Origin of the sequence: Spirillospora sp. CA-108201, from assembly GCF_050936235.1 — a bacterium.
In the GTDB taxonomy this organism is placed as follows: domain Bacteria; phylum Actinomycetota; class Actinomycetes; order Streptosporangiales; family Streptosporangiaceae; genus Spirillospora.
Window position 1 is genome coordinate 318,332 of the sequence record NZ_JBNJNE010000001.1, and the last position, 25,921, is coordinate 344,252.

24 protein-coding genes and 3 pseudogenes are annotated in these 25,921 nt (G+C 68.7%); 22 read left to right on the top strand and 5 right to left on the bottom strand.

The window, feature by feature from the left end:
• Window positions 1–212 precede the first annotated feature (212 nt).
• Entirely contained in the window at window positions 213–1,229 is a 1,017-nt protein-coding gene (locus ACQEU6_RS01515; RefSeq protein ID WP_499328776.1) for an IS3 family transposase, read from the top strand.
• Window positions 1,230–1,461: 232 nt separating this feature from the next.
• On the opposite strand, the pseudogene ACQEU6_RS01520 reads toward ACQEU6_RS01515, so the two are convergent.
• Window positions 1,462–1,572, bottom strand: a pseudogene (locus ACQEU6_RS01520) (transposase); the annotation flags it as partial.
• A 633-nt stretch (window positions 1,573–2,205) separates the two neighbouring features.
• Between ACQEU6_RS01520 and ACQEU6_RS01525 the strand changes: the two are divergent.
• The 16 genes and pseudogenes from ACQEU6_RS01525 to ACQEU6_RS01600 all read left to right on the top strand — a co-directional run bounded on the left by ACQEU6_RS01525 (window position 2,206) and on the right by ACQEU6_RS01600 (window position 20,393).
• Complete coding sequence (locus ACQEU6_RS01525; RefSeq protein ID WP_499328777.1) at window positions 2,206–2,985, top strand: ABC transporter ATP-binding protein; 780 nt, start codon at window positions 2,206–2,208, stop codon at window positions 2,983–2,985.
• Window positions 2,986–3,098: 113 nt separating this feature from the next.
• Window positions 3,099–3,833, top strand: coding sequence for an ABC transporter permease (locus ACQEU6_RS01530; protein ID WP_499328778.1), 735 nt, complete (start codon window positions 3,099–3,101; stop codon window positions 3,831–3,833).
• A complete protein-coding gene (locus ACQEU6_RS01535) occupies window positions 3,830–4,888 on the top strand; it encodes an ABC transporter substrate-binding protein (RefSeq protein WP_499328779.1) in 1,059 nt (352 codons plus the stop codon). Before ACQEU6_RS01530 ends, ACQEU6_RS01535 begins: the two co-directional genes overlap by 4 nt.
• 13 nt (window positions 4,889–4,901) lie before the next feature.
• Window positions 4,902–6,062 carry an FAD-dependent oxidoreductase gene (locus ACQEU6_RS01540; RefSeq protein ID WP_499328780.1) on the top strand — a complete coding sequence of 387 codons (1,161 nt, stop codon included), beginning with the start codon at window positions 4,902–4,904 and terminating at the stop codon, window positions 6,060–6,062.
• A 7-nt stretch (window positions 6,063–6,069) separates the two neighbouring features.
• A complete protein-coding gene (locus ACQEU6_RS01545; protein WP_499328781.1) occupies window positions 6,070–6,672 on the top strand; it encodes an amino acid synthesis family protein in 603 nt (200 codons plus the stop codon).
• A 14-nt stretch (window positions 6,673–6,686) separates the two neighbouring features.
• Complete coding sequence (locus tag ACQEU6_RS01550; protein WP_499328782.1) at window positions 6,687–7,427, top strand: class II aldolase/adducin family protein; 741 nt, start codon at window positions 6,687–6,689, stop codon at window positions 7,425–7,427.
• Between the two features lie 19 nt (window positions 7,428–7,446).
• Entirely contained in the window at window positions 7,447–8,379 is a 933-nt protein-coding gene (locus ACQEU6_RS01555; protein ID WP_499328783.1) for a 3-hydroxyacyl-CoA dehydrogenase NAD-binding domain-containing protein, read from the top strand.
• A gap of 5 nt (window positions 8,380–8,384) precedes the next feature.
• On the top strand, window positions 8,385–9,227 hold the full coding sequence (locus tag ACQEU6_RS01560) for an alpha/beta fold hydrolase (RefSeq protein ID WP_499328784.1): 843 nt from the start codon (window positions 8,385–8,387) through the stop codon (window positions 9,225–9,227).
• 6 nt (window positions 9,228–9,233) lie between these two features.
• A complete protein-coding gene (locus ACQEU6_RS01565; RefSeq protein ID WP_499328785.1) occupies window positions 9,234–9,686 on the top strand; it encodes a YbhB/YbcL family Raf kinase inhibitor-like protein in 453 nt (150 codons plus the stop codon).
• 32 nt (window positions 9,687–9,718) lie between these two features.
• The gene (locus tag ACQEU6_RS01570; RefSeq protein WP_499328786.1) at window positions 9,719–10,489 is read left to right on the top strand and encodes an IclR family transcriptional regulator; all 771 of its coding nucleotides are present in this window, start codon (window positions 9,719–9,721) and stop codon (window positions 10,487–10,489) included.
• A gap of 133 nt (window positions 10,490–10,622) precedes the next feature.
• The gene (locus ACQEU6_RS01575; protein ID WP_499328787.1) at window positions 10,623–10,790 is read left to right on the top strand and encodes a hypothetical protein; all 168 of its coding nucleotides are present in this window, start codon (window positions 10,623–10,625) and stop codon (window positions 10,788–10,790) included.
• A gap of 67 nt (window positions 10,791–10,857) precedes the next feature.
• Window positions 10,858–11,213: pseudogene (locus ACQEU6_RS01580) on the top strand (IS3 family transposase); the annotation flags it as partial.
• Window positions 11,214–11,764: 551 nt separating this feature from the next.
• Entirely contained in the window at window positions 11,765–17,155 is a 5,391-nt protein-coding gene (locus ACQEU6_RS01585; protein WP_499328788.1) for an AAA family ATPase, read from the top strand.
• A 230-nt stretch (window positions 17,156–17,385) separates the two neighbouring features.
• Complete coding sequence (locus ACQEU6_RS01590) at window positions 17,386–17,829, top strand: ATP-binding protein (protein ID WP_499328789.1); 444 nt, start codon at window positions 17,386–17,388, stop codon at window positions 17,827–17,829.
• Between the two features lie 237 nt (window positions 17,830–18,066).
• Window positions 18,067–18,705, top strand: coding sequence for a response regulator (locus ACQEU6_RS01595; RefSeq protein ID WP_499328790.1), 639 nt, complete (start codon window positions 18,067–18,069; stop codon window positions 18,703–18,705).
• A gap of 71 nt (window positions 18,706–18,776) precedes the next feature.
• Complete coding sequence (locus ACQEU6_RS01600) at window positions 18,777–20,393, top strand: IS1182 family transposase (protein WP_499328791.1); 1,617 nt, start codon at window positions 18,777–18,779, stop codon at window positions 20,391–20,393.
• Between the two features lie 63 nt (window positions 20,394–20,456).
• Here ACQEU6_RS01600 and ACQEU6_RS01605 read toward each other — a convergent pair whose 3' ends face one another.
• Window positions 20,457–20,879 carry a LytR/AlgR family response regulator transcription factor gene (locus ACQEU6_RS01605; RefSeq protein WP_499328792.1) on the bottom strand — a complete coding sequence of 141 codons (423 nt, stop codon included), beginning with the start codon at window positions 20,877–20,879 and terminating at the stop codon, window positions 20,457–20,459.
• 327 nt (window positions 20,880–21,206) lie between these two features.
• On the opposite strand from ACQEU6_RS01605, the gene ACQEU6_RS01610 reads away from it, so the two are divergent.
• The 5 genes from ACQEU6_RS01610 to ACQEU6_RS01630 all read left to right on the top strand — a co-directional run bounded on the left by ACQEU6_RS01610 (window position 21,207) and on the right by ACQEU6_RS01630 (window position 24,077).
• Window positions 21,207–22,106 carry a transposase gene (locus ACQEU6_RS01610; protein ID WP_499328793.1) on the top strand — a complete coding sequence of 300 codons (900 nt, stop codon included), beginning with the start codon at window positions 21,207–21,209 and terminating at the stop codon, window positions 22,104–22,106.
• A 318-nt stretch (window positions 22,107–22,424) separates the two neighbouring features.
• Window positions 22,425–22,955 (top strand): TetR/AcrR family transcriptional regulator, encoded by a 531-nt coding sequence (locus ACQEU6_RS01615; RefSeq protein WP_499328794.1) that lies wholly within the window; start codon window positions 22,425–22,427, stop codon window positions 22,953–22,955.
• Window positions 22,955–23,284 carry a DMT family transporter gene (locus tag ACQEU6_RS01620; RefSeq protein ID WP_499328795.1) on the top strand — a complete coding sequence of 110 codons (330 nt, stop codon included), beginning with the start codon at window positions 22,955–22,957 and terminating at the stop codon, window positions 23,282–23,284. The genes ACQEU6_RS01615 and ACQEU6_RS01620 overlap by 1 nt, the downstream gene beginning before the upstream one ends.
• Window positions 23,285–23,313: 29 nt before the next feature.
• On the top strand, window positions 23,314–23,685 hold the full coding sequence (locus ACQEU6_RS01625) for a DUF5360 family protein (protein WP_499328796.1): 372 nt from the start codon (window positions 23,314–23,316) through the stop codon (window positions 23,683–23,685).
• Between the two features lie 56 nt (window positions 23,686–23,741).
• The gene (locus ACQEU6_RS01630; protein ID WP_499328797.1) at window positions 23,742–24,077 is read left to right on the top strand and encodes a hypothetical protein; all 336 of its coding nucleotides are present in this window, start codon (window positions 23,742–23,744) and stop codon (window positions 24,075–24,077) included.
• Window positions 24,078–24,306: 229 nt separating this feature from the next.
• Here ACQEU6_RS01630 and ACQEU6_RS01635 read toward each other — a convergent pair whose 3' ends face one another.
• The 3 genes and pseudogenes from ACQEU6_RS01635 to ACQEU6_RS01645 all read right to left on the bottom strand — a co-directional run bounded on the left by ACQEU6_RS01635 (window position 24,307) and on the right by ACQEU6_RS01645 (window position 25,880).
• Window positions 24,307–24,516, bottom strand: a complete 210-nt coding sequence (locus ACQEU6_RS01635; protein ID WP_499328798.1) for a hypothetical protein — start codon at window positions 24,514–24,516, stop codon at window positions 24,307–24,309.
• 257 nt (window positions 24,517–24,773) lie between these two features.
• Window positions 24,774–24,923: pseudogene (locus ACQEU6_RS01640) on the bottom strand (hypothetical protein); the annotation flags it as partial.
• Between the two features lie 486 nt (window positions 24,924–25,409).
• A complete protein-coding gene (locus tag ACQEU6_RS01645; RefSeq protein ID WP_499328799.1) occupies window positions 25,410–25,880 on the bottom strand; it encodes a hypothetical protein in 471 nt (156 codons plus the stop codon).
• Between the last annotated feature and the right edge of the window lie 41 nt (window positions 25,881–25,921).

Genomic DNA, 25,921 nt, shown 5'->3' on the forward strand with positions numbered 1-25,921 from the left:
GGCGTGGAACGAAGCAATCGAGCAGGTAGGGCAGTCCAGGGCCGCCGCCGAAGGATCGCCATGGGAACGGCGGGCGAGGTCACTGCCCAAGAGCAACCGATCGGCGTGCCCGGCGGCGGTGAGCCGGGCGATGAGACTGATATTCCCCTGCTTCTCCGGACTCGATTGTTGAGAGACCGCGGGCCTGGTGACATCGAAGGAGCCGCCGCCTCATGCCCAAGCCATATCCGCCCGGGTTCCGCAGCAAGGCTCTGGACCTTGTCGAATCCGGGCGGAACGTCCGCGAGGTCGCGGCGGCGCTCGGCATCGCCGGGTCGTGCCTGCACCGGTGGCGTTCACACGATCTCGTCGAGCGGGGACTCAAAGCCCCCAGCGCCGGAGCGGTGGAGTCGGCTGCCCTCGCCGCGGTCAACCAACGGATTCAGGAGCTGGAGAACGAGGTCAAGATCCTTCGCAAGGCGGCGGCCGCGGTCGAGGAGGTGGTGCCCCCAAAACGGCGGTTCGAGCTCGTGACCGGCTCGCCGATGAGGGAGTCCCGGTCAAGCAGTCCTGCCTGGCCCTGGGTGTCTCCCGCTCGGGATACCACGACGCCCGGCCCCCGGCCTCCCTCGGCGCGGGCGATCAGGCATGCCTGGCTCACCGATCTGATCGGCACCGTCTACCAGGCCTCACGGCAGACCTACGGGTCACCGCGCGTCCACGCCGAACTGGTACAGGTCCACCAGATCACGGTGGGGCGCAACACCGTGGCCATGCTGATGCGGCGCCAGGGCCTGTCCGGGCTGCCGCTGCGACTTCCCGAACCAGCTGTGGGTCACCGACATCACCGACATCCCACCCGGGAGGGCAAGATCTACTGCTGCGTGGTCATCGACGCCTTCTCCCGGTGGGGCGTCGGCTGGGCCATCGACTCCCGCGGCGAGCACGGCATCCAGTTCACCTCATGGGCCTTCACCGACCCCGCCCGAAAGGCCGGCCTGCTTCACTCTCTGGGAACCGTCGGCGACCCCTACGACAATGCCGTCGCCGAGGCGTTCTGGGGCAGGATGCAGACCGAACTGTTCAACCGGCGGCGCTGGAACACCCGCCTCGAACTCGCCAACGCGATCTTCGAGTACATCGAAGGCTTCCACAACCGCACCCGACGCCACTCCGCCCTCGGGTGGAAGGCACCACAAGAGTTCGAACAACACCACCAACTCCAGGCCACCGTCTCCTCGCAAACGTGACCGGAGAACCGAGGGAAGATCACCCCCGAACATCACGCCATGTCGCACCACATGCGCATCTTGTTATGACCTCTTGAGGTCACCGTCCTGATCGACGCCGAGACCCGCCGGCGAGTCGATGTCCTGCCCGACCGCAGGTCCGACACCATCGCAGCGTGGCTGCGCGAGCACCCGGGCGTCGAGATCGTCTGCTGTACGGCGCAACAGGCGCTGTACAGCAGGCCAAGGCTCAGTGCGCCTTGGACGTGTAACGCAGTGAGGAGTGGACCAGGTGCACCGCGCATTGCTGGACGGTGGCCCGCGGCCAGATCTCCTCGATCGCCTCGGGCAGGCCCTTGAGGCCAGATCGCAACCCCGCTGAAGGTCGACATCCTTGCCCACACGCTGCGTTTGCCGGTCGCACAGTTGGTGACTCCAATCGGTCGTCGAGCCGTTCCAGCACCTGTTCCACCGAGAGCCCGCGTAGGTGGGCAGCCGCCATCTCGTTGGCCAGCGGCCACTGGGCTGTGAGGACTGGCCCGATCCGTGCGCCAGTGGGGGCCATTGACCGGAGCGTGGTCGCATCTGGGGTCCGACGCGCTGTTCCTGGCACAGGCCGCGAGGCTCGTGTGGCTCCGGAGCCGACAATCCGCCTGCGTGCGGCACCGCCGTTGGACGGGCTTGATCACTATGCGATCCCGCCCGTTGCAAGGGGTGCTCTCGCGATGCCGCCGTGCCGACCGCGGGCGTGGAGACAGGCTCGGCAAGGTCGTGCCCGGCTCTCGCGGCCTCCTCTTCCCTGCGCCCCTGGGCAGGGTCTTCGTCTGGCGGCCGAGGCCCCGGCGGCTCCCTGGTTGCGCCGCAAGTTTTCTCTGCCCGGGGGGTTGACGACCTCCGAGAGCCCCGTCTACGTTGCCTAATAACTCGTTATCAGACACTGATAAGCAGTGTTCTGGAGCCCCCGCTGCCCGCTCCGGGCGTGCGGAGAGGAGCTTTCATGGAATCCATGGGGATTTCCGCGCGGCGCATCGAGATGCTTTTCGCGCGTCGCGGACAAGGGCAGCGTGTGCTCAGAAGTGTCGACATCGACGTCGAGCCCGGAAGTTTCGTGACGCTGATCGGGCCGTCGGGATGTGGGAAGAGCACGCTACTCAAGATCCTCGGGGGGATACTGGAGCCGACCGGGGGCGAGGTGGCCATCGGGGGCCGGCCGGCCGCGTCCTCGGTCAAGAAGAAGCGGATCGGCCTGGTGCCGCAGAGACCGGCGCTGCTGCCCTGGAAGACGGCGCTGAAGAACGCGGGCATGCTCCGGGAGATCGCCTCGGGCGAGCGGGGCGGGGACGTGTCCGCGGCGGCCAACCGGGCGCTTGACCTGGTGGGACTCGCGGAGGCACGCGACAAACTGCCGCACGAACTGTCCGGCGGTATGGCGCAGCGGGTGTCCATCGCCCGCGCTCTGGCGATGGATCCGGCCATTCTGCTGATGGACGAGCCGTTCGGCGCGCTCGACGCGATCACTCGCGATGAGATGACCGAGAAGCTGGCCGAGATCTGGGCGGCCACCGGGAAGACGATCGTCTTCGTGACCCATTCGATCTCGGAGGCGGTGTTCCTCTCGGACGTGGTCCACGTGATGGGCGTCAATCCGGGACGGATCGTGGAGAGGCTCGATATCGAGTTGCCGCGGCCACGCACCCGAGAGGTCTATGGCGATCCCCTTTTCAGTCAGTACACGGCCCGGCTGCGTGAGCGGCTGGAACCGAAGGCAAAGGTCTGAAAGGGGAGAAAATGGCAATATCAGCGGAGTACGAAGCGAAAACGGTCGTCGGGCTCGGGGGGCGGGGGTGGAATGCGGTTCGTTCGGCGTTCTTCCGAGCATGGCCCAGCGCCGTGGTCTTCATCGGCGTGCTCGTCCTCTGGGAGGTCCTCGTCGAGGCCTTCGACATCCCGGACTACGTCGTCTCAGGCCCGACCGAGTTCCTCGGCGAGATGGGCCGCTCTCGGAGCATTCTCCTGGACGCCACCTGGGTGACCCTCGAGGAGATCCTCTACGGGTTCGTCCTCAGCGTCGTGGCAGGCGTGCTGCTGGCCGTCGCGATCGTCAGGTTCGCGTGGCTGGAACGGGCACTCTACCCGTTGATCGTGCTCTTCCAGGTGGTGCCGAAAGTGGCGCTGGCACCGATCTTCATTCTGTGGTTCGGGTACGAGCTCGCCCCCAAGCTGCTGCTGATCGTCGTCATCGCCTTCTTTCCCGTCACGCTCAACACGATCGTCGGGCTCAAGGCCGTCGACCAGGACCTCATCCTGGTGATGAGGTCGGTCGGGGCCACCCGCAACCAGACCCTCACGCGGATCCAGCTCCCGACCTCGCTGCCGTACGTCTTCGCGGGGATGCGCATCGCGATCACCCTCGCCGTCATCGGTGCGGTCGTCGCGGAGTTCGCCGGCGCGGCGGACGGGCTGGGCTACTTGATCCAGTTCGCGTCCACGCAGCTCGACACCCCGCTGATGTTCGCCGCGCTCATCCTGGTGTCGCTGCTCGGGCTTGTCCTCTACTACGGGATGTCGCTGATCGAGTTCGCGCTGCGCGGTCGGTTCCCGCATATCAAGGTGGAGACCACATGAGGCGCCCCTCGATGCCGGGCACGATGGCGGCCGCAGCTGTCTTGGTCCTCGCGGGCGCTGCCGGATGCGGCGGCGGAACGGTCGCCGACGACGGACCCGGCGGTCGGCCGGAGACGGTCACCGTCCAGCTCGACTACCGGCTTCGAGGCAACCACGGGATCTTCTACGTCGCCGACAGGCTCGGGTACTTCAGGCAAGAGGGCATCAAGGTCGCGGACATCAAGCAGGGCACCGGCTCGACCGATGCGGTGCGCATAGTGGGGAACGGGCGCGCGCAGTTCGGCTTCGCCGACCTTCCCACACTGGTGACCGCGCGATCGCACGGTGTTCCGGTCAAGGCGCTGGCCGTCGTCAACCAGTCCTCCCCCCTGGCCATGTGCTCGCTGAAGGCCCGGGTGCGGCTCGGGAAGGCCGCTGACCTGAAGGGCCTGACCGTGGGCATCCACCCGGCCGGTTCGACCTTCATCTTCTACAAGGCGCTGCTGGCCGCCAACGGCGTCGACCGCAAGGCCATCAAGCAGGCGTCCGTCACGCCGCCGTACGAGAACTACCTCATGCGGAAGAAGGTCGACGCCGTGCCCTGCTACATCGACGCCGAGGTGCCACTGCTCCAGAAGGCCGCCGGTGGTCCGGACAAGCTCAGCGTCATGCTCGGCTCAGATGCCGGCTACAAGGTCTACGGCTCCGGACTGATCGCCAGCGACGAGATGATCAAGAAACACCCCGGGGTCGTCCAGCGGTTCACCAACGCCTATCTGCGCGCGTTCTCCTACGTCGAGCAGCACCCCGAGGAGACGGCCAGGATCCTTGCCGCCACCTCGCCGGAGAACGCGCTCAAGTCCCCGGTGTTCCTGCGGCAACTCCAGGCTGACATCTCCCATTCGTTCAACAGCGAGGCCACCCGGGCCCGAGGCCTCGGGGCGATGGAGGAGACCCGCTGGCAGGACGTGATCGGCACCCTCGCCAAGCAGAAGGTGCTCACCGGTCGACCACTGGCCACCAAGGACGTCTACGACCAGGCATTCGTGGACGCGTACAACGCCAAGAACCGATAGCGGAAGCGGGGTAATGAATACCATCACGGTTGGAAAGACGAGGCGGCACGCGGAGATCTCCGGTGCGGGATTCGCCGGCCTCACCGCGGCGACCGCCCTGGCCCGGCGCGGCTGGACGGTGCGCGTGCACGAGAAGGGCCGGGAACTGCGCGAGCAGGGCGCCGGAATCGTGCTGTTCCACAACAGCCTGAAGGTCCTCAAGGCGATCGGCGCATACGACCAGGCGATGTCAGGGTCGATGACCCCGCCTTTCTACGAGACCCGAGTGCAGGGCAGGAGCGTCTCACACGAGGACTTCGGCGGGATCGTGCCCTGGCGCACGATGACGCGCCCCCACCTCCACAAGGCGCTCCTGGACGCCGCCCGCCGGGCAGGAGCCGAGATCGTCACCGGCTCCGAGGTGACCTCGGCCGACCCTCGCGGCACTGTCACGCTCGCTTCAGGAGACACGCTGCAGGCCGATCTGGTGGTCGGCGCGGACGGCGTGCGGTCCGCGGTGCGGGAATCGATCGGCCTGGAGCAGGAGCGCTGGAGCTCCCGCGACGGGATCACACGGTTCCTCGTCCCACGCCACCGGGAGGAACTCGGCGCCGGCGAGTGGGACAACGTGATCGACTTCTGGCAGCTCGAACCTCGCTACCTGCGCGTCCTGTACGTGCCCTGCAACGAGCGCGAACTCTACATCGCGCTGGGTGCACCGCGCGACGACGAGCAGGGCAGCCGCACGCCCATCGACCTCGACCTGTGGACGTCGGCGTACCCGGAGCTCACTCCGGTGCTTCGTGCCGCCGCGACGGCACGGGACCCGCGCTACTACGGCTACCAGACCACCTTCGTCGAGGAGTGGAATCGCGGACGAGCCGCCCTGATAGGCGACTCGGCTCACGCCATGTGCCCGGCCCTGGCGCAGGGCGCCGGTTGCGCGATGTCCAACGCCTACACCCTGGCGGTCGCCGCCACCGAGGCGGGCGGCGGCGACGACGAGATGGCGGCCGCGCTGGACCGGTGGTGCCGGCTGGAACGACCCGTCACCGACCGCTGCCAGCGGCGGTCCGCCGACATGGCTGCCACCCGCGACATGTCGAAGGGCAATCAGTTCACCACCGAGATTCTGGAGACCGCGTTGTACGACCCGACCAACCCCAACCGGCACGCGTTGACGGCGGGGGCGTGAAACGACCATGAACCGAGCCGAGGAGACGATGCTGCGCGACTACGAGGTCCGCCGTTGGGTGGGCCTGGTCGAGGAGACTCTGCACGAGTACGGGCCCACGGCGGGCGAGCCCTTGGTCAAAGCCGTCGCTGGAGTGGTGATCAAGAACCCGTTCGCCGGGACGTACACCGCGGACCTCGCGCCGCTCACCGCGCCGAGCGCGGCACTGGGAACGGCGTTGGGTCGCCGGGCCGTGGGACTGCTGGGCGGGCGCCCTGTGGAGAGCTATGGCAAGGGCGGCATCGCCGGTCTGAACGGCGAGCAGGAGCATGTCGTCGCCTGCGTCACCACCGTCTTCGGGAACGCCTTTCGGGAGGCGGTGGGCGGCGGTGCCGCCTGGATCTCCTCGGCGACCAAGACGGCCGCCGCCGGGACCTCCATCGACATACCGCTCGCGTACAAGGACGAGGTCTACGTCCGCTCCCACTACGACGCGATGACGGTGTCGGCGGGCGACGCCCCGCGCCCGGACGAACTGTTCATCTGCGTGGCGGTGGCCACCGGCGGACGTGTCCACCAGCGGGTCGGCGGGTTGCGCGTCGCGGAGGTCGGCGCTCGGGAGAACCAGTGAAAGGACAGGCGAACATGCCGTACAGCGACGCTCTCTACTCCCAGGACGATTCGATCGAGTCCGTCCTCCACGAGCTCGCCCGCGCCCATCGGATCATCGAGATGGAGGGCCACGGCGACATGTCCATGGGCCACTTCTCCTACCGGGATCCGTTCGGGCGGGGGCTGTGGCTCAAGCGCGGCAACCTCGGCCTGGAAGAGGTGACCGGTGCCGACCACATCCTCATCGACTTCGACGGCAACGTGCTGGAGGGCCAGGGGCTGCGGCATCTGGAGTGGCCGCTGCACGCCGAGATCATGCGCGCTCGACCCGAGGTCAACGTGGTCGGGCACTCCCACCCCCACTACGCGACGGTCGTGGGCGCCACGACGGCCGAGCTGGAGCTGATCAACAATCACGGCGTGTGGTTCGCCGAGCACGGTGTCGCACGCTTCTCCGAGACCAGCCACATCATCACCACCGTGGAGTTGGGCAGGTCCCTGGCCCGGGCGCTCGGACCGTGTGAGGCGGTTCTTCAGGCCAACCACGGTGCCTCCTTCGTCGGCCGGAACATCAAGGAGGCGACGCTGGCCGGGATCTTCCTGGAACGGGCGGCGAAGTTCCAGCTCGACCTCGCCGCGTCCGGGCTGCCCTACGAGGTCCCGGACGCGGCGGAGACGCTCGACAAGTACAAGATCATTTACCCCGAGCGGGCCAAGAACAACTTCTGGATGTACTTCAACCGCAAGCTGGACCGTCTCGAAGCGGCCAATTGAGCGACAGGAGTCGACCCCTATGAACATTCCCAAGGTCACCACCGTCATCGGAGCGGGCAGCATGGGGCCGGGCATCGCCGCCCTGCTCTCCCGGTCCGGATCTCAGGTGCGCCTCCACGATGTGAGCGAGGAGGCTCTTGTACGTGCGGAGGATGTCTGCGCCGGTGCCACAAAGCACCTCGACGAACTCGACGTCCCGGTCACGCCAGGCGGCTCCATCTCCTTCGAGCGCGAGCAGTCCACCGCGCTGGCGGGCACGGAGTTCGTCATCGAGGCCGTCCCGGAGAAGATCGATCTGAAGAAAACGGTGCTGCGGGAGATCGAGGCAGCGGTCGGCGACGAGGTAATCATCGCGACCAACACCTCGGGCATCCCGATCTCGGACATGGCCGTCTCCATGGCGAAGCCCGAGCGGTTCATCGGCATGCACTGGTCCAACCCGCCCCACCTGATCCCGATGATCGAGGTCATCAGAGGGGACCTGACGACGGAGGACGTCGAGACCCGGCTTGTCGCGATCGTACGGGCGTTCGGGTACGAGGCCGTTGTCGAGAAGGAGGTTCCGGGGTTCATCGAGAACCGGGTGCTGTACGCGATCATGCGCGAGTGCCTCTCGCTGATCGAGGAGGGCGTGGCCACCCGCGAGGACCTCGACACCTGCGTGAAGTGGGGCATCGGCTACAAGCTGTCGGTCATCGGCCCGATGAGGCTGCTGGACATGGCCGGTCTCGACATCTACCAATCGGTGGCCTCCTACCTGAACCGCGACCTGTCGACCGCACAGGACGTGCCCGCGCTGATCGCCGAGATGACGTCCCAGGGCAGGCTCGGCATGAAGGCCGGGGACGGCCTCTACTCCTATGGCGATGGGGAGGTCGCCGCCAAGCGGGCCGACATCGTCGCGGGCCTGATCCGCGCCCGCAAGGCGCTCTCCGAGATCAAGCCGGTCTGAGATTCATGATCGAGGGGCTGGAACGGGTGCGCGCCGGCGAGGTGGAGCTGTGCGTGCGCGACCGAGGACGTGGCCCGGCCGTCGTTCTCCTTCACGGCACCACGGCCAACCTCGGTGTATGGGACGCGGTCGTCGACCGGCTCGACGATGCCTGCGGCCGCCGGATGCGGACCCTTGCGGTGGACCAACGCGGCCACGGCCGCAGTGGCAAGCCGGCGGCCGGTTACCACGCGGCCGACTACTGTGCCGACACGCAAGCGCTGATCGAGGCACGCTGTGGCGGCCCGGTGATCGTCGTCGGCCATTCGCTGGGCGCGCGCAACGCGGTGGTGCTGGGCGCCGACCGGCCTGACCTGGTCGCCGGAGTGGTGGCCGTGGACTACACGCCGTACGTGGAGCCCGATGTTCTGGACGAACTCGAGGAACGGGTACGCGGCGGTGACCGGGTCTTCACCTCGGTGGCGGAGGTCGAGCGGTACTTGCACGGGCGATACCCCCTACTGCCCCGCGCCGCCGTACGCCGCCGTGCGCGGTATGGGTACGCCCCCGCCGTGGCGGGGATCAGGCCGCTGGCTGACCCCGCCGCGATGGTGCACACGGTCAACGGGCTGCGCCATGACTTCATCGCGGAGATGCGGGGGATCGCCGTTCCGGTGACCCTGCTGCGCGGACAACTGAGCAGAATCATCTCCGGTGAGGCGTTCGCCGCAACCCGGGAGTTGAGGCCCGACCTACGCGCCCTCGAGGTTCCAAGGGCGGACCACTACCTGCCGGAGGTCGCCCCGGACACCGTCGCGGCCGAGGTCGCGCGCATGGTCGATCACCTGAGCACAACCATAAAGGAATGAGGGACAGTGCCGCTGAACATCAAGGACCTGACGCTCGCCGCGCGGAGCTTCGGCGCCGGAGACCGGCTTCCGGACTCACACGCGGCTGACCACGGCAACACCGCTCCCGAGATCGATATCACGGGAATTCCCGAAGGAGCCGTCGAACTGGCGCTGATCATGCATGACCCGGACGCTCCTCTGCCGCTCGGATTCACCCACTGGGTGGTGTACGACATAGATCCGGCGAATCCGACGGTGACGGCGGGCGGGAAGCATCGGGAGGGCCCGAACTCCGTCGGCGAGAAGGTCTACACCGGCCCGCAACCGCCGCCCGGGCACGGCGTTCACCACTACTATTTCTGGGTGTACGCTCTCGATACCTCCGTCAGGGGCGAGCCTTCGAGGGAGGAATTCCTCAGTGCGTACGGCGACCACATCATCGAGCAGAACAGAGTGGTCGCCACATACTCCGCGTGAATGATTTCAAATCCCAGAGTGAGAAGGGTGAGGTGAACGTGCCGGAAGGGCGGGAGCGAACACATGGCGTGGACAGCGCCAGGCGGGCGCTGCGAATCCTTCTGTTGTTCTCGGAGAAGCGACCGGTGCTGGGCGTTGAGGAGATCGCGCAGTCGGTCGGCATCTCGGTACCGTCCGCGTACCGTTTCGTGTCGCTGCTGCGGGAGATGGACCTGGTGGAGGAGGGCGGCGGGGGCTACATGCTGTCGCCGCGCGTGATCCTGCTCGCCCGCGGCGCCGAGCAGGCGTTCCAGGCGTCCAAGGTGCTGCGTCCCCTTGTCGAGCGCCTGTCCACCGCCACGGGCGAGGCGGCCCTGGTGATCCGCCGGGTCGGTGACTACGCGACCTGCGTGGAGATGGCGCAGACCGAGCGCACCATCCAGCTGTCTTTTGAGCCGGGGCAGATCATGGCTCTGCACAGGGGGGCCGGGCCCAAGGTCCTGCTGGCCGCAATGGGGGAGGCCTGGGCGGTGCGCTACTTCGACCGGCTGGAACCCAGCCCCCCGCAGGCCGAACGCGAAGCGGTCCTGGCGGAGATCCCCGCGATCTCCGAGCGCGGCTGGTCGAAGAGCACGGCCGAGGTCGACGAGGGCGTGTTCGCGGTGGCCGCGCCGATCACCGTGGGCGACAAGGTCATGGCCACCGTGTCCGTCGCCGGTCCGCAGTTCCGCATCGACGACACCCGGGCGGACGCCATCCTCGATCAGGTGATCAAGGCTGCCGCCGAACTCTCCCACTCACTGGCGAACGGCGGCCACGATTGAACCCGTGGTCTGGTCGGAGGCAGGGAGCCGCGGATCTCCTCGGCTCCCTGCCGTCCGTCTTCGGTTGCCGAAGCCATGCCCGGCGCCTCGTCCGATGACCATCGGCACTCCCAGCGCCTCGGCGGAGGCCGTGATGACCGTAGCAAGCACGATGCACCCCGCGGTCGATCGGCATTCTCTTCTGGCCACGGCCAGGGGGACCGCCGCCCTGCTCCGGGACGTCCTCGCCATCGTTGGCGCCGACGCCGCCCTCAACCTCATCCTGCGGAAGCACACAGCCTGCTGCGCCACCCGCGAGTGAAGTGCCCCGGGTTCGGTGAAGTCCTTCAAACCAGTCTTGATCTTGGCTGGCGGGGAGGAGCGGCGTCTACGGGGCCCGCCGGGCGCACCGGCAATTGCGCCGCCATGGCGTGCAGGTGGCGCGGTGCGCGGTCGAACGGCTGATGCGCGAGCACGGCCTGGAGGGCGTGCGCCGCGGCACCAAGCAGCGCACCACGGTGCCCGATGAGACGGCGCCGCGGCCGCCGGACCTGGCCAACCGGAGATTCGTCGCCGACCGGCCCGACCAGCTGTGGCTGGCCGACATCACCTACGTGCGCACCTGGGAGGGTGTCTGGCCCGTCTGGCCGATCTGGGTGTGACCGCTTCGGTGGGATCGGTCGCCGATTCCTACGACGACGCCATGGCCGAAGCACTCAACGGCACCTTCAAAGCCGAGCTGATCTCACCGGCAAACCTGGCGCACCCGTGACCAGGTCGAATACGCCCGTTCGACCAACACACCAGCGAAACTGGCGCCAGGTAAACCGGGCTTCATCCAAGCCGGGGCACTTCATTCGCTTTTGACGGGCGGGCGGCCGCTCGGCGTGCACACCGTTGCGCAGCGGACGCGGTCGCCTTTCGGCCGCCGCAGGATTCACTGCGTTGGCAGCGCTGGTGGATGCGGCCGGCGTCAGGGCTTGCTGGGGCCGGTCGATCCGCCCAAGCAGAGCGAGGCCAGGGAATTCCTCCGCACGGAGCTCAGCCACCCGCAGTCCGAGGAGCTGTGCCTGTCAGCGGTAGCCACCTGGCTCGTGAGCCGGCCGACCCCGGCGAACCGCGTCGGGCGGTGAGGCGGCCCGGGAAGCCGCCGAACCCTGCCGGAACAACACGGGCAACAGTGACCTGGCAAGGCTCATCGGCTCCGTCCGCATCTGCCTTCACAAATGCCTCGCATGTCCTCTGAGCAGGCATGACGCGGAATAGACTCTGTTTGATCGTGTAGGGAAGGCTTGTATGGGGGAACACGGTCGGGCTCCACCTGCTCGGAGCGAAACGATTCACGAGAGTGAACGCACGCGTATTACGAGGCTCACCCATGTCGGGCGCTCTGTCGTGCGCAAGGAGCCACTGGGGCCGGACGCTCAGCGGCGGCTCCGACGTGAGTTGACGTTCCTTGAGCGGCTGCGCGGCGTCGACGGCATGGCGCGACTGATGGAGGCGCCGCGGTATCCGGGATCGATCATGCTGGAGGACGCCGGTCGGATGAGTCTGGCCGGGATGGCCAAGCCGCTCCCGATCGATGACCTGATCGGGTTGGCGCTGGATCTGGCCCGGGCGGTGGCGGGGATGCACCGGCGGGGAGTCACACACCGGGATATCACGCCGGCGAACATCATGATCTCTCCCAGCGGTGAGCCGTCCCTGATCGACTTCACCCTGGCCTCGATGTTCGCCGAGATTCGTCCGGAGTTCACGCATCACACCGAGATCGTCGGGACGTTGGAGTATCTCGCGCCGGAGCAGACCGGGCGCACCGGTCGGCCGGTCGATCAGCGTGCCGATCTGTACGCGTTGGGTGCGACGCTGTACGAACTGGCGACGGGCGGGCCGCCCTTCGGGACCGGAGATCCGCTACGGCTCACGCATGATCATTTGGCTCGTGTTCCGCAACCGCCAGCGGAGGTGAACAGGGCCGTGCCCGCGCCGCTGTCGGCGATCATCATGCATCTGCTGCAGAAGGAACCGGACAACCGATACCAGACGGCCGAGGGCCTGGCGTACGACCTGGAGCGACTCCGGGGCGCCGGCCCGAGTCAGACCGCGGCGCTGCGGGTCGGCGAGCACGATCTTCCGCTGCGCCTGCTGCCGCCTTCGCGGTTGGTGGGGCGCGATGCGGAGCTGGCGGCGCTGGAGGCGGCGTTCGAGGAGACGCTTTCGGCCCGGTGCCGTGGGGTGCTCGTCGGCGGGCTGCCGGGAGTCGGTAAGACTGCGCTCGTCGATGAGTTGCGGCCGGTCGTAACGGGCCGGGAGGGCTGGTTCGTGGCGGGCAAGTTCGACCAGTACCGGCGAGACCTGGAGTTCGACGCGGTCCACCAGGCGTTCCGTGCGTTGGGCCGCTTGCTGCTGGCCGAGCCCGCGGAGGAACTGGCCGAGGTCCGCGGGCGGATCCTGCGGGCGCTCGGTCCGAACGCCGGGCTGCTGGCCGCGGTGGTGCCCGAGTTCGCGACTCTGCTCGGGATTCCTCCCGATCCGGGAGATCCGCTGACCGCGCAGACACGGTCGCAGCGAGTGGCAGTGGACCTTGTGCGCGCGGTCGCCTCACGGGCACAGCCGCTGGTCGTGTTCCTCGACGACCTGCAGTGGGCGGGGCGTACGCCGCTCGGCTTCGTCGACCTCATGCTGAGCGAGGAACCGGTCGAGGGCCTCCTGCTCCTGGGTGCGTACCGCCAGGACGAGGTGGAGAGCGTCAGTCCGCTGGCGGCGCCGCTGGCGCGATGGCGTGACCAGCCCGGCGTGCGGCACCTGCGGCTGAGCAACCTGTCGATGCCTTCCACGATCACCCTGGTCGCGGAGATGTTGCATGCGAACCCGGCCACGACGACGGGGCTGGCAAGGGTGATCAGTCCGTACACGTCCGGCAATCCACACGAGACGGTGGAACTGCTCAACGTGCTGCGACGCAACGGCGTTCTGGCGGCGACAGCCACCGGGTGGCGGTGGGACGAGGCAGCCGTACGCGCCCGGCTGGACCGGTCGGGGGTGGTCGAGCTCCAGGCGGCGCGGGCCGAGGCCATGCCGGCGCGGTCCCAGCGGGTGGTGGAGGCGATGGCGTGTCTGGGCGGTCGAGCCGAGTTGAGCGTGGTGCAGATCGCCACCGCCACGTCGGCGGAAGCAGTGGAAGGGGCGCTCGCGCCCGCCATCGACGACGGTGTTCTGGTGGCGGAGCCCGGGGCTCGGCAGGCGATGCGGTTCCGCCATGACCGGATCCGCGAGGCGGTCCTGGACGGGATGTCCCAACGGCGGCGGTGCGCACTGCAACTGGCCATGGCGCGGCGTCTGGCGGAGGTGCCGGAGCTGTTCGCGGTCGCGGCCGAGCAGTACCTGCCGGTGGTCGGTGCGGTCGAAAGCCCCGCGGAGCGGCACCGGACGGTGGAGTTGCTACGGCGCGCCGCCGAGCAGGCGGTCCTGACCGGGGAGTACGCACTGGTGAACACACTGCTGACGGCCGCGCTGCACCTTGTCGATCCGGGCGAGACGGCCATGCTGATCGAGGTGCGCACTGGACGCCACGCCGCGCTGTACGGCCTTGGGGCCCTGGACGAGGCGGATGAGGAGTACCGCACGATCGAGAAGCTCTCCAGCACTGCCCTGGAGCGTGGCGCCGCGACATGCGTGCAGGTCAGGAGCCTGACCTACCGGACTCATCTCACCGAGGCGATCGCTTTGGGCGTGCGGTTGCTGCGCGAGCTCGGCATCGCCGTTCCGACCGCGGACCGGCTCCCCGGGCAGGTCGACCACCAGTTCGGCTATCTGTACCGGTGGTTGGACCGCACCGACGACAGCGACGAACTGGCCTGGCCGGACATCACCGAGCCCACGCTCCTCACCGCGACCCGTGTGATCAATACGCTGGTACCAGCGAGCTATTTCGCGGCGGACCAGGCCATGCACGCGTGGTTGAGTCTGGAGGCGCTACGTATCTGGCTCGAGCACGGCTCCACCCGCAGCCTGATCGGTCCCGCGATCCACGCCGCCTTCACAGCCGTGGACGTGCGCGGCGACTACGCCGTCGCGTACCGCGCGGCGCGGCGGATACTGGCACTGAGCGAGGCGCGGGGTTACGAGCCCGACACCTCCCAGGCGCGCTTCCTCTTCGCCTTCATGAGCTGCTGGTTCGAGCCGATCGAGAACGGCGTCCAAGCAGCCCGCCGGGCCAGGGAAGGACTGATCGCGGGAGGCGATCTGGCAAACGCCGGATACACCTACGAGCCGAGCGTGCAACACCTGCTGGACTGCGCGCCCTCGCTGGACGGCTGCGTCGCCGAGGTGGAGGCCGGGCTGGCCTTCTTCCGGAGTACCGGCAACGAGCAGACCGCCCAGTGGCTCGGCACCTACAGGTGGCTGGCCGGTCTGCTTCGCGGCGAGGACTCCCACGCGGCCGATGAGGTGGTGCCCGAGAACTACATGGGCAACCTGCCGGCGCTGTTCAACGCCCACATCAACCACGCGATCGCCGCCGCCATCATCGGCGAGCCGGCCGACCTGGTGCGGCACACCGCGTCGACGATGCCGCTGCCGGGCCTGTATCCGAGCGCGCTGGACCGCTTGCTGCGCGGGCTGGCCCTTGCCGGGCAGGCCCGCGACAGCCAGGGGAGTGAGCGCGGTGGTCTGCTGTCCGAGTTGGAAGACGTGACGCGGTGGCTGGCCGCTCGCGCCGCGGACGCGCCGACGAACTTCCTGCACCTGCTGCGGCTGGTCGAGGCCGAGCATGCCTGGGCCGTCGGCGACTTCCGCGCCGCAGCCCTCGCCTTCGACGCCGCCCAGCGCGAGGTCGCCCCGCTTCAGCGCCCCTGGCACCGGGCCCTGATCATCGAACGTGCCGCCCGCTTCTACCTCGCCCACGGCCTCGATCACACCGGCTACACCCTGCTCGCCGAAGCTCGCCGGCAGTACCTGGCATGGGGCGCGACCGCGAAGGTCGGCCAACTCGACTGGGCGTACCCGAACCTGCGGCCACTGGACGACGCTTCCCGGCCGACGCTTGTGACGACCGGGACGCTTGACCTGCTCGGCATTTTGTCCACCTCGCAGGCACTGAGCTCCGAAACCGGCATTGAACGACTGCATGCCCGCGTGGTCCAGGTGCTCGGCGCGATGACCGGATCCACCGCTGTGCACATGCCGCTGTGGAGTGATGATCGGCAGTGCTGGTTCCTGCCGGGCCCTGGCGGCAACGGCCCGGTCCCGCTCAGCGGCGACACCGGCGAGATACCGATGTCCGTGCTGCGCTACGCCCAGCGGACCGGCGAGCCGCTGGTCATGGCTGACGCCACCGGGGACGACCGATTCGCGCGCGACCCGTATTTCTCCGGCCTGACCCGCTGCTCGCTGCTCGCACTCCCCATCCTCGGCCGTGACACGGTGCGGGCGGTGCTGCTGCTGGAGAACCGCCTCATGCGTGGCGCCTTCACCACCGAACGGCTGGACGCCGTGAAGCTCATCGCCGGCCAGCTCGCCGTCTCTCTCGATAACGCTCACATTTATGCCGAGTTCCGCCGGATCGCCGACGAGCAGGCCGCCCTGCGGCGGGTCGCGACACTGGTCGCCCGCGGAGTCCGGCCGGAGTCGGTGTTCGCGGTGGTGGCCGAAGAGGTCGCGGCGCTCATCGGCACCGATGACACGGCGATCGTGCGGTTCGAGCCGGACGGGGAAGCCACGCTGATGGGATGCTCTGCCGCCACCTCGCAATCCCACGGGGCTTTGCGCGGCAAGCTCAGCCCCTCCTCGACGATGGCGGCGGTCCAGGCCACTGGCCGCGCGGCGCGCCGCGACGTGGACGGCCCGGAAACGGCGATCCCGCTAGAGTCCACCCCCGCGGAGCCCGACTTCGCAGTCGCCGGCCCGATCGTGGTGGAAGGCCGCGTCTGGGGCGCGATCGGTGTCGGATCGCTCCGCGTCCGGCTGCCCCAAGACACCGAGCAGCGGCTCGCCGACTTCACCGAACTCGTCGCGACCGCCATCGCCAACGCCGAGAGCCGCAACGAGCTCACCCTGTCCCGCGCGCGGATCGTCACCGCCTCCGACCAGGCGCGCCGACTGATCGAGCGCGACCTGCACGACAGCGTCCAGCAGCGGTTGATCGCGCTGGCCCTGCGGCTGCGGGCCGCGCAGGCGGCGGTACCCCCAGAACTCGGCGACTTCGCCGCAGACCTCGATGAACTCGTCGCCGAGGCGACCGGCGCGCAGGAGGAACTGCGTGAGATCGCGCACGGCATCCACCCGGCGAGCCTGGCCAAAATCGGCATCGGCGCCGCGGTGCGTGCGCTCGCTCGCCGTTCGCCGCTCCCGGTCAACCTCGACGTACGCGTGGCGGGGGGGCTGCCTCAGCGTGTCGAGATCAGCGCGTACTACGTCGTCGCCGAGGCGCTGGCGAACGCCGCCAAGCATGCGCATGCCTCGGCCATCGCGGTCACCGTCGAAACCGGCACCGCGGACGCCGTCTTGCAGATCTCGGTCCGTGACGACGGTGTGGGGGGTGCCGATTTCGCTCGGGGCACCGGTCTCACGGGTTTGAAGGACCGGGTGGAGGCGCTGGGAGGCCGGGTCCTTCTTGACAGCCCGCGCGCTGCCGGGACCCACCTGTACGCGGAACTTCCGCTCACCACCACGAACGGTGACTCCTGAAGTCGCCCTGGCGGTGGCCGATCCAAAGCTTGGAACTACCTGCTGTCCCCCATGCGGGATGGCCGTTGGCCGTGATGACACCTCGCCCGTCCGCAGGTGATGCTTGTGATATCAGCACATTGCGGAGCCGACAGGCCGGTGTGCGGCGTCGTCCCTGGTGCGATGTGGTCCAGGCTGTGGATGCCTGGCAGGGCCGTTGTCGCACCGTCCGCCAGCGAGGGAACGTAAACATGACCATGCTAGACCCGCTCACCCACCGGGAGACGATCAGTGTCGATCTGAACGTCGTCCGCAGCCTGACCCGTCAGGCCCCGGCCGAACTTCGCGCGTGGATTGCCGCGACCCTGCGGCGGTGGGGGCTGTGGCAGCTGGTCGACGACGCCGGTATCGTCCTCACCGAACTGGTCAACAACGCCTGTCAGGCCGGAGCCGATGACCTGCTGGTGCTGGTCGATTGGCAGCGAGACCGTGATCGGTTCGTGGTCGCCGTCTGGGATGACGCGCCGGGTGTGCCGGCCAAACGCGAACTTGACTACTTCGCCGAAAGCGGCCGGGGCCTGCACTTGATCGAGTCCCTCTCCACCGATTGGGGCCACCGGCCTGATACCCGCGGTCCCGGTAAGACCGTGTGGGTCTGCCTGTATGTGGGCGAGAACGGCGGGCGTTCCGAGTAGCAATGCACGGGGCGATCTTGAGCACGGCGCTACCGGCGGACTCCTGCCGCCCGGGTTACCCCAGGCTTCGGCGGCGCAGGCCGGTGGCGGCGAGCCGGAGGGGCCACCGCCGACCGGGCCGCCGCGTTGAGGGCCATCTGACCAGCATCTTCGCGGTTTAGGATGGATTCATAGTGTGGTCGTACCACGGATGTGATCGGAGTGTGGCAGGACAACGACCCCTCAGCCTCCGTCCGCGTGATCCTTGCGGACGACGATGTCCTGCTCCGGGAGGGCGTCGCGAGCCTGCTGGGCCGCTCCGGCTTCGAAGTGGTGGGGCAGGCCGGAGATGCCTCGCAGTTGCTCACGCTGATCCGTGAGCACGTCCCCGACCTGGTGATCATCGATATCCGCATGCCCCCGACCCAGACCGACGAGGGGCTGAAGGCGGCACGGGCCATCAGGGAACAGCATCCCGAGATCGGGATCGCCGTGCTCTCGGCGTACGTCGAAGTGGAGCCCGCGATGGAACTGTTGGCCGACGGGCGGGGGATCGGGTACCTGCTGAAGAGCCGCGTCACCGACGTGACGGAGTTCATCGAGACATTGCAGCGGCTCCTCAAGGGCGGCTCGGTCGTCGACCCCTCGCTGGTCCAGGAACTCCTCGCCGCCCAGCGGCGTAACGATCCCCTTGCCGACCTCAGCACGCGCGAGCGCGAAGTGCTTGCGCTCATGGCGGAAGGGCTCTCCAACGGCGGCATAGCGCGCAAGCTCTGGGTCACCGAAGGAACAGTCGAGAAACACGTGCACAGCATCCTCAGCAAGCTGCCGCTCGGCGACACCGACGATGACCATCGGCGGGTCCTGGCGGTTCTGGCCTACCTGGACGCCCGCTAGAAGACTGTTGAAGATCTTGGGGTTCTGGTCCCGTCGCGGATGCGGTGGGGTCAGTGTGGTGTGTTGTGGTGATGGGTGAGTGGGCTGGGGAGTCGGTCGGTCCGGATGTGTGGGAGACGTGCCGGGAGCTGATCCCGGCCAGGAGCGTGTTTGCGTTCCTGGCCGAGCATCGGCAGGCGTTGTTCCCGGTGGAGTTGTTCGCCGACATGTATCCCTCGGCCAACGGGCGGCCGTCGATGCCGCCGCAGATTCTGGCCGCGGCGATCACCTTGCAGGCACTGCACGGGTTGTCTGATTTCGAGACGGTGCAGGAGTTGCGGTGTGACCTGCGGTGGAAGGCCGCGTGCGGGTTGGGTCTGCACGACACCGCGTTCGATGCGTCGCTGCTGGCCTACTTCCGTCGTCGGCTGGCGCGTTCGGCGCGGCCGGACCGGGTGTTCGAGGCGGTCCGGCGGGTCGTCCAGGCGACCGGGGTGCTCAAGGGCCGGCAGCGGCGGGCGCTGGACTCGACCGTGCTGGACGATGCGGTCGCGACCCAGGACACCGTCACCCAGTTGATCGCCGCGGTCCGGGCGGTGATCCGCGAAGTGCCGGGAGCGGCCGGGGTGGCCGCGGCGGCGTGCACCGCGCACGACTACACCGATCCGGGCAAGCCGCGCATCGCTTGGAACGATGAGCAGGCCCGCGCCGGCCTGGTGGACGCTCTGGTCGGTGACGCGCTGCGGTTGCTGGGGCATCTGCCCGAGCAGGAACTGGGCGAGCGGGCCGCGAACGCGGTCGGCATTCTGGCCCTGGTCGCCGGGCAGGACGTCGAACCGGCCCAGGGGTCCGACGGCCGCGACGGACGCTGGCGCATCACCGACGGCACCGCCCCGGACCGGATGATCTCGACCGTCGACCCCCAGGCCCGGCACGTGCACAAGACCCGCAGCCACCGCCAGGACGGCTTCAAGGCCCACCTGGCCGTCGAGCCCGAGACCGGCTTGTTCACCGCCGTGGCCCTGCGGCCCGGCGCCGGGGCCGCCCACCACGAAGCCGTCGTCGGCCTGGACCTGCTCGCCGTCGAGGACACCCCGGTGGAGGTGTTCGGCGACACCGCCTACTCCACCGCCTACTCCACCGCCTACTCCACCGGCTACTCCACCGGCGACGTCCGCCACGCCCTCACCGCCGCCGGGCACCGGCTGTTCATCAAGCCCGCCCCGCTGCGGCCCGCCGTCCCCGGCGGCTTCACCCTGGACGACTTCGCCATCGACACCACCAACGGCACCGTGACCTGCCCCGCCGGGCACACCGCCCCCTTATCGGCCCCGGGCGGGCGGCACCACCAGCGCAAAGCCGTGTTCGGGAACCGGTGCACCGGGTGCCGGCTGCGCGAGCGGTGCACCAACGCCAAGACCGGCCGGATCCTGACCATCCGCCCCCACCACGACCTCCAAGCCGCCGCCCGCCGCCAAGCGGCCGGCGATCCGGACCGGCAAGCCGACTACCGCCGCTGGAGACCACCGGTCGAACGCGCCATCGCCTGGCTCGTCCACCACGCAAACCGCCGCCTCCGCCACCGCGGCACCATCAAAGCCGACGCCTGGCTCCACACCCGAGCCGCCGCCCTCAACCTCCGCCGACTCATCAACCTCGGACTCACCCGAACCAACGACACCTGGCACCTCTCACCAGCCGGCACATAACCACGAGGGGCTTGTCCGGCCCACAGCCGGACAAGCCCCTCGCGCAAGATCTTCAGCAGTCTTCTAGCCGTCCGCGGCGCCTCCACCGGCCTGTTCCGCGTGGCCGGAGGGGCCGTCGCTCGGACGGGACGAGAGCATCTCGCTGATCGCCCCGGGTGAGAGTTCCAGTTTCCCCATGAAACCGACCACCGGGCTGGCCGCGATGAGATCGTTGTAGTCGGCTCGCGGATGGGCCGAGACCAGGATGACCCGCGGCCCTCCGGGACCCCGGCGTTCGTGGAGTCGCCGCGCGACGTCGAAGCCGCTCTCCGAACCGAGGTCGATATCGAGCAGCACTACGTCGGGGCGGAGCTCATCGACCTTCCAAAGCGCCTCGTCACCCGTTGCGGCGGCTCCTACGACGGTCACAGTCTCACTGTCGAGCAGGTTCCTGGCCGCCTTGACGAAGCAACCCCTGTCATCGACGATCAGACATCGGACAGCCATACGACCATGATGGCAAGCCGCGTGGCTGCTTCCCATACCTGCTAGCCGGAAGTCGGTCGACCGGAGTGGCGGACCGGCGTCCGGATCGCGGCCGGTCGAGCGGCGACGGTGGCGTTGCCCAGTTCGCGCCGGTGCTCGGCGCCACGCCCAGGACCGCGCGCAAGATCCTTTCCCATGCCGGGCCTTGACCGGCCGCTCGCGGCGCGGGGGGCGGCGCCGCGCGAGCGGATGGCAGACAACACCCTGACCTGGCGAACACCCTCTAGATCGTTGATGGGGGTTTGCTGAACCGCTGCGGGCATGACGAAGGGCGCCCATGATCAGTGTGTGAAGACAAACCTGGACGCCCTTCTGACCGCACTCTACGTCCATCTGGACGATCACGTCCTGCGGTCGGCCGACCGCACCCGCAGACGCGGCCCCGACCGCACCCTCAACGACGCTGAACTGGTGTGCGTCGCTGTGGCCCAGGTCCTGCTCGGCTGCGATTCCGAGCGGCGGTGGCTGCGGACCGCGCCCGGCAGGATCGGGCACCTGTTCCCGCGGCTGCCCGGTCAGTCCGAGTACAACCGGCACCTGCGCGATGCCGCGCCCGCTCTGTTCGCCGCTTCGATGTGGCTGGTCCGCCAGACGCCCTCCTGGCAGGAGCGGCTGCGGCTGATGGACGGCACTCCGCTGCGCTGCGGCGCCTCACGCACCACCGTGCACCGCTCGGCCCTGGGCGAGATCGCCGGCTACGGCATGGACAAGTCCCACCACGCCTTCTACTGGGGCGCCAAACTGATGCTGATCACCACCGCCGAAGGCGCGGTGTGCTCCTTCAGCCTGGCCCACCCCAAAGAGCTGGACGAACGCAAACAGGCCGTGCACCTGCTGCACGTCCAGCAGGCCGCGCCGGGACCGTGCCCGATCGTGTGCGACAAGGGATTCGCCGGAGCCGGGGTGGAAAAGGCCGCCGCCGACCTGGGCCATATCCTGATCCGCCCCGTCCGCGACGACGAGCCCGAACCCGCCGTGAAGGTGTTCCCCAGCTGGCTGCGCCAGCGTATCGAGGCGGTGATCTGGACACTGAAGAACCAACTCGGGCTGGAACGCCACGCCGCCCGCACCACCGAAGGCCTGTGGACGCGCCTGTGCCAGCGCATCTGCGCCCTCAACGCCGCGATCTGGCACAACTGGCTCATCGACGCCCCAACCAAGCGATCACTTACCGCCTACGACCACTAACCAGAGCACTCAACAACCCCCATCAACGATCTAGCGAGCGTCCTTGGTCCGCCTGGCACCGGGCCCGCACGGTCACCGTCCCCACGGCCCACTCCACCGCCTCGACCACGATCCCCGCCCAACGCGGGAACAACCCCTCAACCCACCCTTGAGCACACTCCGAACACGATCAACTACCGGACCGTTCCACATCCCAAGATCAGCGACACGGTCCGTTCACCTGTGCACTGCCTATCTGTGATCTGGCTGGACGCGGGCCAACCACCCGGCTAGATTGCAGACCGTCTGGACGGTCGGTAGATGGGGCTGGAAGGTGCGATGCGAGATCGGATTCTGGACGCTGTTGAGCGAATGCTGGTCTCCGGAGGAGCCGACGCGATCCGGCTGGACGCGGTCGCGGCGGAGGCCGGGGTCAGCAAGGGCGGCCTGTTGCACCACTTCCGGTCCAAACAGGCACTGCTGGAGGGAGTGCTCGACCGGCTGGTGGAACGGTTCGAGGCCGAACTGCCGACGGTGGGATCACCTCCCGGTGCCTTCACGCGGGCCTGGCTGGAGGCAACAATCCCCGACACCGATGTCCCCGCGCGGGCGCACGCCGACCAGGTGGCGGTCGCCCTTCTCGCCGGGCTGTCGGGTGGCCCGCAGGTGCTCGAGGCGTTCCGGCGCTGCTACCAGGCCTGGCAGAACAGGCTCGCCGACGACGGCATCGACCCGGCCACGGCATACCTCGTCCGGCTCGCTGTCGACGGCTGGTGGATGGCGCGGCTGCTGGACCTGGCACCGCCGCGCGATGACCTGCACAGCCAGGTGCGCGCCCGGCTGGCCGCGATGATCCAGGAGGGCGGCTGATGCCCTATGTGCTGCTCGCGCTAGCGGTCGTTTCGGAGGTGGCGGCCACGCTGTCACTGCGTGCCTCGGTCGGCTTGTCGCGGGTCGGCCCGTCTGTGCTGGTCGCGGCGGGGTATCTCCTCTCGTTCTTCTTGCTGGCCAAGGTGCTGACCTCGCTGAACGTCGGTCCGGTGTACGCGATCTGGTCCGCCCTGGGCACGGTGGGCGCGTTCGTCGGCGGGGCTCTGGTGTTCGGTGAGCAGGCCCGTCCGCTCACCATCGCGGGCGCCGCGATCGTCATCGCCGGAGTGATCGTCATGAACCTCGGCGGGGGAGTGAACCACCAGTGAACCGCGTCCTTGGTCCGACGAAGACCGCCATGCTGATCACCGACGTCGGCCTGCTGCTGTACTGGGCGGTGGTGTCCGCCGGCCTTGTTCCGCCCGAGCTGGCCTACAAGGACTACACCAACCCGATCCTGAGCGACTGGAACGCCTCGTTCGTCTTGCTGGACCTGGCCGCCGCCCTGACCGGGCTGGCGACCCTGCGTAACCCGTCGGCGTGGCGGCCACTGATGACGGTCTCCCTCACCCTGACCAGCACCGCCGGCCTCCAGGCGGTCGCCTTCTGGGCGCTGCGCTGCGACTTCACGCTCACCTGGTGGCTGCCCAACCTGTTCCTCCTGCTGTTCCCCCTGCCCGCTCTCATCGTCCTGATCCGCGGAGCCACCGACGCGGCAACCGAACGTTAGCGATTCGCCCGCCCCGGCCGCCTGCGCGACTGTCGGGCCGTGTCGCTGATCTTGGGATGTGGAAAGGTCCGGGCCGCTTCAAGTGCACGAACACCGGATGTCTGGGGGCGACGTTCGCTGAGCAGGTGGACGGGCTGACCAGACCCCACGCCCGGCACATGCCGCGGTTGCGGGCGATGCTCACCTCGGTCGCGGTGAGCATGGCCGCCCGAGGGGGCGTTCGGCCGGAGTCCCAGCTGGTCCGATCGCATCCCGAGCCGCAGGTCGGGGCAGTACGGGTGGTGGCGGTGTACGACTTCGCGCTGCGCAAGCGGCGCACCTACGCCACGATCGTGGTGGACCTGGAGGCATGGCCTCCGGTGGAGGTGCTGCACCCGTCCCCAGATCCATGATCGGCAGCCGCTCCAAACGCTTCAGTTTGGTCCTTCCTGACGAAAGAAACCGCCCAGCGCATCACCGAAAACGGCGCACGCTGACGCCCGCGCCGTCCCGCAGCGTCAGGCTGCAGCGGTCCACTGGGTAGTCTCCAGCCGGGGCGGGGGAAGTGGCACGTGTAGCAGTTCGTACTTCTGCAGATAGTCCTGGTGCTCGGGCTTGGCTTCCCAAAGTCGCCGGCAGCGGTCACCTGGGTGATGACTTTGCCCGGCCACAGGCCGGCCGCCGCGCCGGTTCCCGGCCGGCAAGGATCCATGGCTGCAGATCCTGCAAAGCGAACCGGTGCCGATCCGCGAGCGCGCGCCCCGCCTGCCGTCCGGTCTGGCCGAGGTCATCGACCACGCCCTCACCGAACGCCCGCAGATCGGATTCCAGACCGCACTCGAACTGCGCCAAGCCTGGAGTCGTACTGACCCACGGGACCTACGCCGTCACCCCGGCGGCGTCGCCTCCTCCAAGGGTGCCGCCAGTTCCCAGTCCAGCTCCCATAGCCGGAGCAAGCCGTCCTCGTAGCCTCCCAGTACGAAACTGCCGTCGGGAGTCGCCGCGAGGCTGCGCACCCCTTTCCCTTCCTGGTCCGCCAGGCTAGGGGGACACGATCCGGATGCCCTCCCCCTTTCAGGCTCGCCTAAAAGGTGTCCCAAGGTGCTTCGTCAAGCCGGGAGAGAGTGGTCGGGGGTTGATGGACAGTGCGATCGCGGAGCTTGGCGTAGAGCACGTCGATGCGGCGCCTGGCCAGACGAGCCGGAGGCAAGGGGCGTCGGGGCCAGGCCGGTGTAGGCGGCCAGGTGGGCGGAGGCGGGGAAGCGGCTTGCGTGACGACGTCGATGAGAAGGCGGGCGGCGGTCCTGGCCCCACGCCGGGCAGGGAGGTCAGGACCTGGAAAGGGGGTGGGCCCCAGCAGTTCCTCGATCCGGGCCGCCAGGGTGGCGCGCTGGTCACGCCGCGGCCGCCAACGTCCCGACCGATGCGGTCGACGTCGCCGAGTTGCTGGACGAGGCCGAGCAAGCCGAGGACGTCTCGGTCCGCGAGGGCCCGGTCATCGGCAGCCCCCGCAGCGGCTACGTCGTGCTCACCCGCACCGACCGCACCCCTGGGGGCCCGGACGGGTCCGCGCACCTGATCCTGGCGCTCGGAAAGCCGGAATGGGGCGCACGCCGCGATCGGCGAGCCGTGGGAATGGCGCCTGGCCCCGGACCTGCCGGTTCTGCGGCCCGGCACGCGACCACATGCTGAGATGACGCGAACGGCTCCCACCCGCCCCGCGGCCAGGAACTCGTCCCGGGTGCTCAGAAGGCTGAGGGGCGGGGGTGGAAGCGGCGGAGGCAGAAGAAGCTGGCGCGGTCGTGGGTGCGGTCGTGGGTGGGCTGGCGGGGGACACGCAGGGGATCCATGTGGATGCCCGTCGCGGCCTGGAGGCGACGGCGGTGGTGGTCGTGGACCTCGGCCAGGGCGGGATGGGCGATGTGGGCGTTCAGGAGGATCTGGGCTCCCGGCATGCGCTCGGCTGTGTCCTGCCAGAGGTCGACGAGAGCCGCGCGCAGGTCGGCCGGTTGTTCCTCCAGGAGTTCGTCCAGCCACGTGTCGAAGGTGCGGTACCAGCGGAGCTGGACTTCCACCAGGAAGCCGTCGAAGCCACCGAATTCGGCGACGACCTCGGGCTGCAGGGCCTGGGGGATCGTCGGACGGCGGGTGCGGGTGATCTCGTCCAGGACCGCGTGGACGAGCCGGTGGCGCCGGTGCGCCTGGTTCCACGACATTGCGAACACCTACCTCAAGTCTGAAACATACACTGTGCATG

Bases quoted from the DNA above. Each gene is read 5' to 3' on its own strand.
- ACQEU6_RS01515 (WP_499328776.1), top strand. From the start codon at position 213: ATGCCCAAGCCATATCCGCCCGGGTTCCGCAGCAAGGCTCTGGACCTT.
- ACQEU6_RS01525 (WP_499328777.1), top strand. From the start codon at position 2,206: ATGGAATCCATGGGGATTTCCGCGCGGCGCATCGAGATGCTTTTCGCG.
- ACQEU6_RS01535 (WP_499328779.1), top strand. From the start codon at position 3,830: ATGAGGCGCCCCTCGATGCCGGGCACGATGGCGGCCGCAGCTGTCTTG.
- ACQEU6_RS01540 (WP_499328780.1), top strand. From the start codon at position 4,902: ATGAATACCATCACGGTTGGAAAGACGAGGCGGCACGCGGAGATCTCC.
- ACQEU6_RS01545 (WP_499328781.1), top strand. From the start codon at position 6,070: ATGAACCGAGCCGAGGAGACGATGCTGCGCGACTACGAGGTCCGCCGT.
- ACQEU6_RS01550 (WP_499328782.1), top strand. From the start codon at position 6,687: ATGCCGTACAGCGACGCTCTCTACTCCCAGGACGATTCGATCGAGTCC.
- ACQEU6_RS01555 (WP_499328783.1), top strand. From the start codon at position 7,447: ATGAACATTCCCAAGGTCACCACCGTCATCGGAGCGGGCAGCATGGGG.
- ACQEU6_RS01560 (WP_499328784.1), top strand. From the start codon at position 8,385: ATGATCGAGGGGCTGGAACGGGTGCGCGCCGGCGAGGTGGAGCTGTGC.
- ACQEU6_RS01575 (WP_499328787.1), top strand. From the start codon at position 10,623: ATGACCGTAGCAAGCACGATGCACCCCGCGGTCGATCGGCATTCTCTT.
- ACQEU6_RS01585 (WP_499328788.1), top strand. From the start codon at position 11,765: ATGGGGGAACACGGTCGGGCTCCACCTGCTCGGAGCGAAACGATTCAC.
- ACQEU6_RS01590 (WP_499328789.1), top strand. From the start codon at position 17,386: ATGACCATGCTAGACCCGCTCACCCACCGGGAGACGATCAGTGTCGAT.
- ACQEU6_RS01600 (WP_499328791.1), top strand. From the start codon at position 18,777: ATGGGTGAGTGGGCTGGGGAGTCGGTCGGTCCGGATGTGTGGGAGACG.
- ACQEU6_RS01605 (WP_499328792.1), bottom strand. From the start codon at position 20,879: ATGGCTGTCCGATGTCTGATCGTCGATGACAGGGGTTGCTTCGTCAAG.
- ACQEU6_RS01615 (WP_499328794.1), top strand. From the start codon at position 22,425: ATGCGAGATCGGATTCTGGACGCTGTTGAGCGAATGCTGGTCTCCGGA.
- ACQEU6_RS01620 (WP_499328795.1), top strand. From the start codon at position 22,955: ATGCCCTATGTGCTGCTCGCGCTAGCGGTCGTTTCGGAGGTGGCGGCC.
- ACQEU6_RS01625 (WP_499328796.1), top strand. From the start codon at position 23,314: ATGCTGATCACCGACGTCGGCCTGCTGCTGTACTGGGCGGTGGTGTCC.
- ACQEU6_RS01630 (WP_499328797.1), top strand. From the start codon at position 23,742: ATGTGGAAAGGTCCGGGCCGCTTCAAGTGCACGAACACCGGATGTCTG.
- ACQEU6_RS01645 (WP_499328799.1), bottom strand. From the start codon at position 25,880: ATGTCGTGGAACCAGGCGCACCGGCGCCACCGGCTCGTCCACGCGGTC.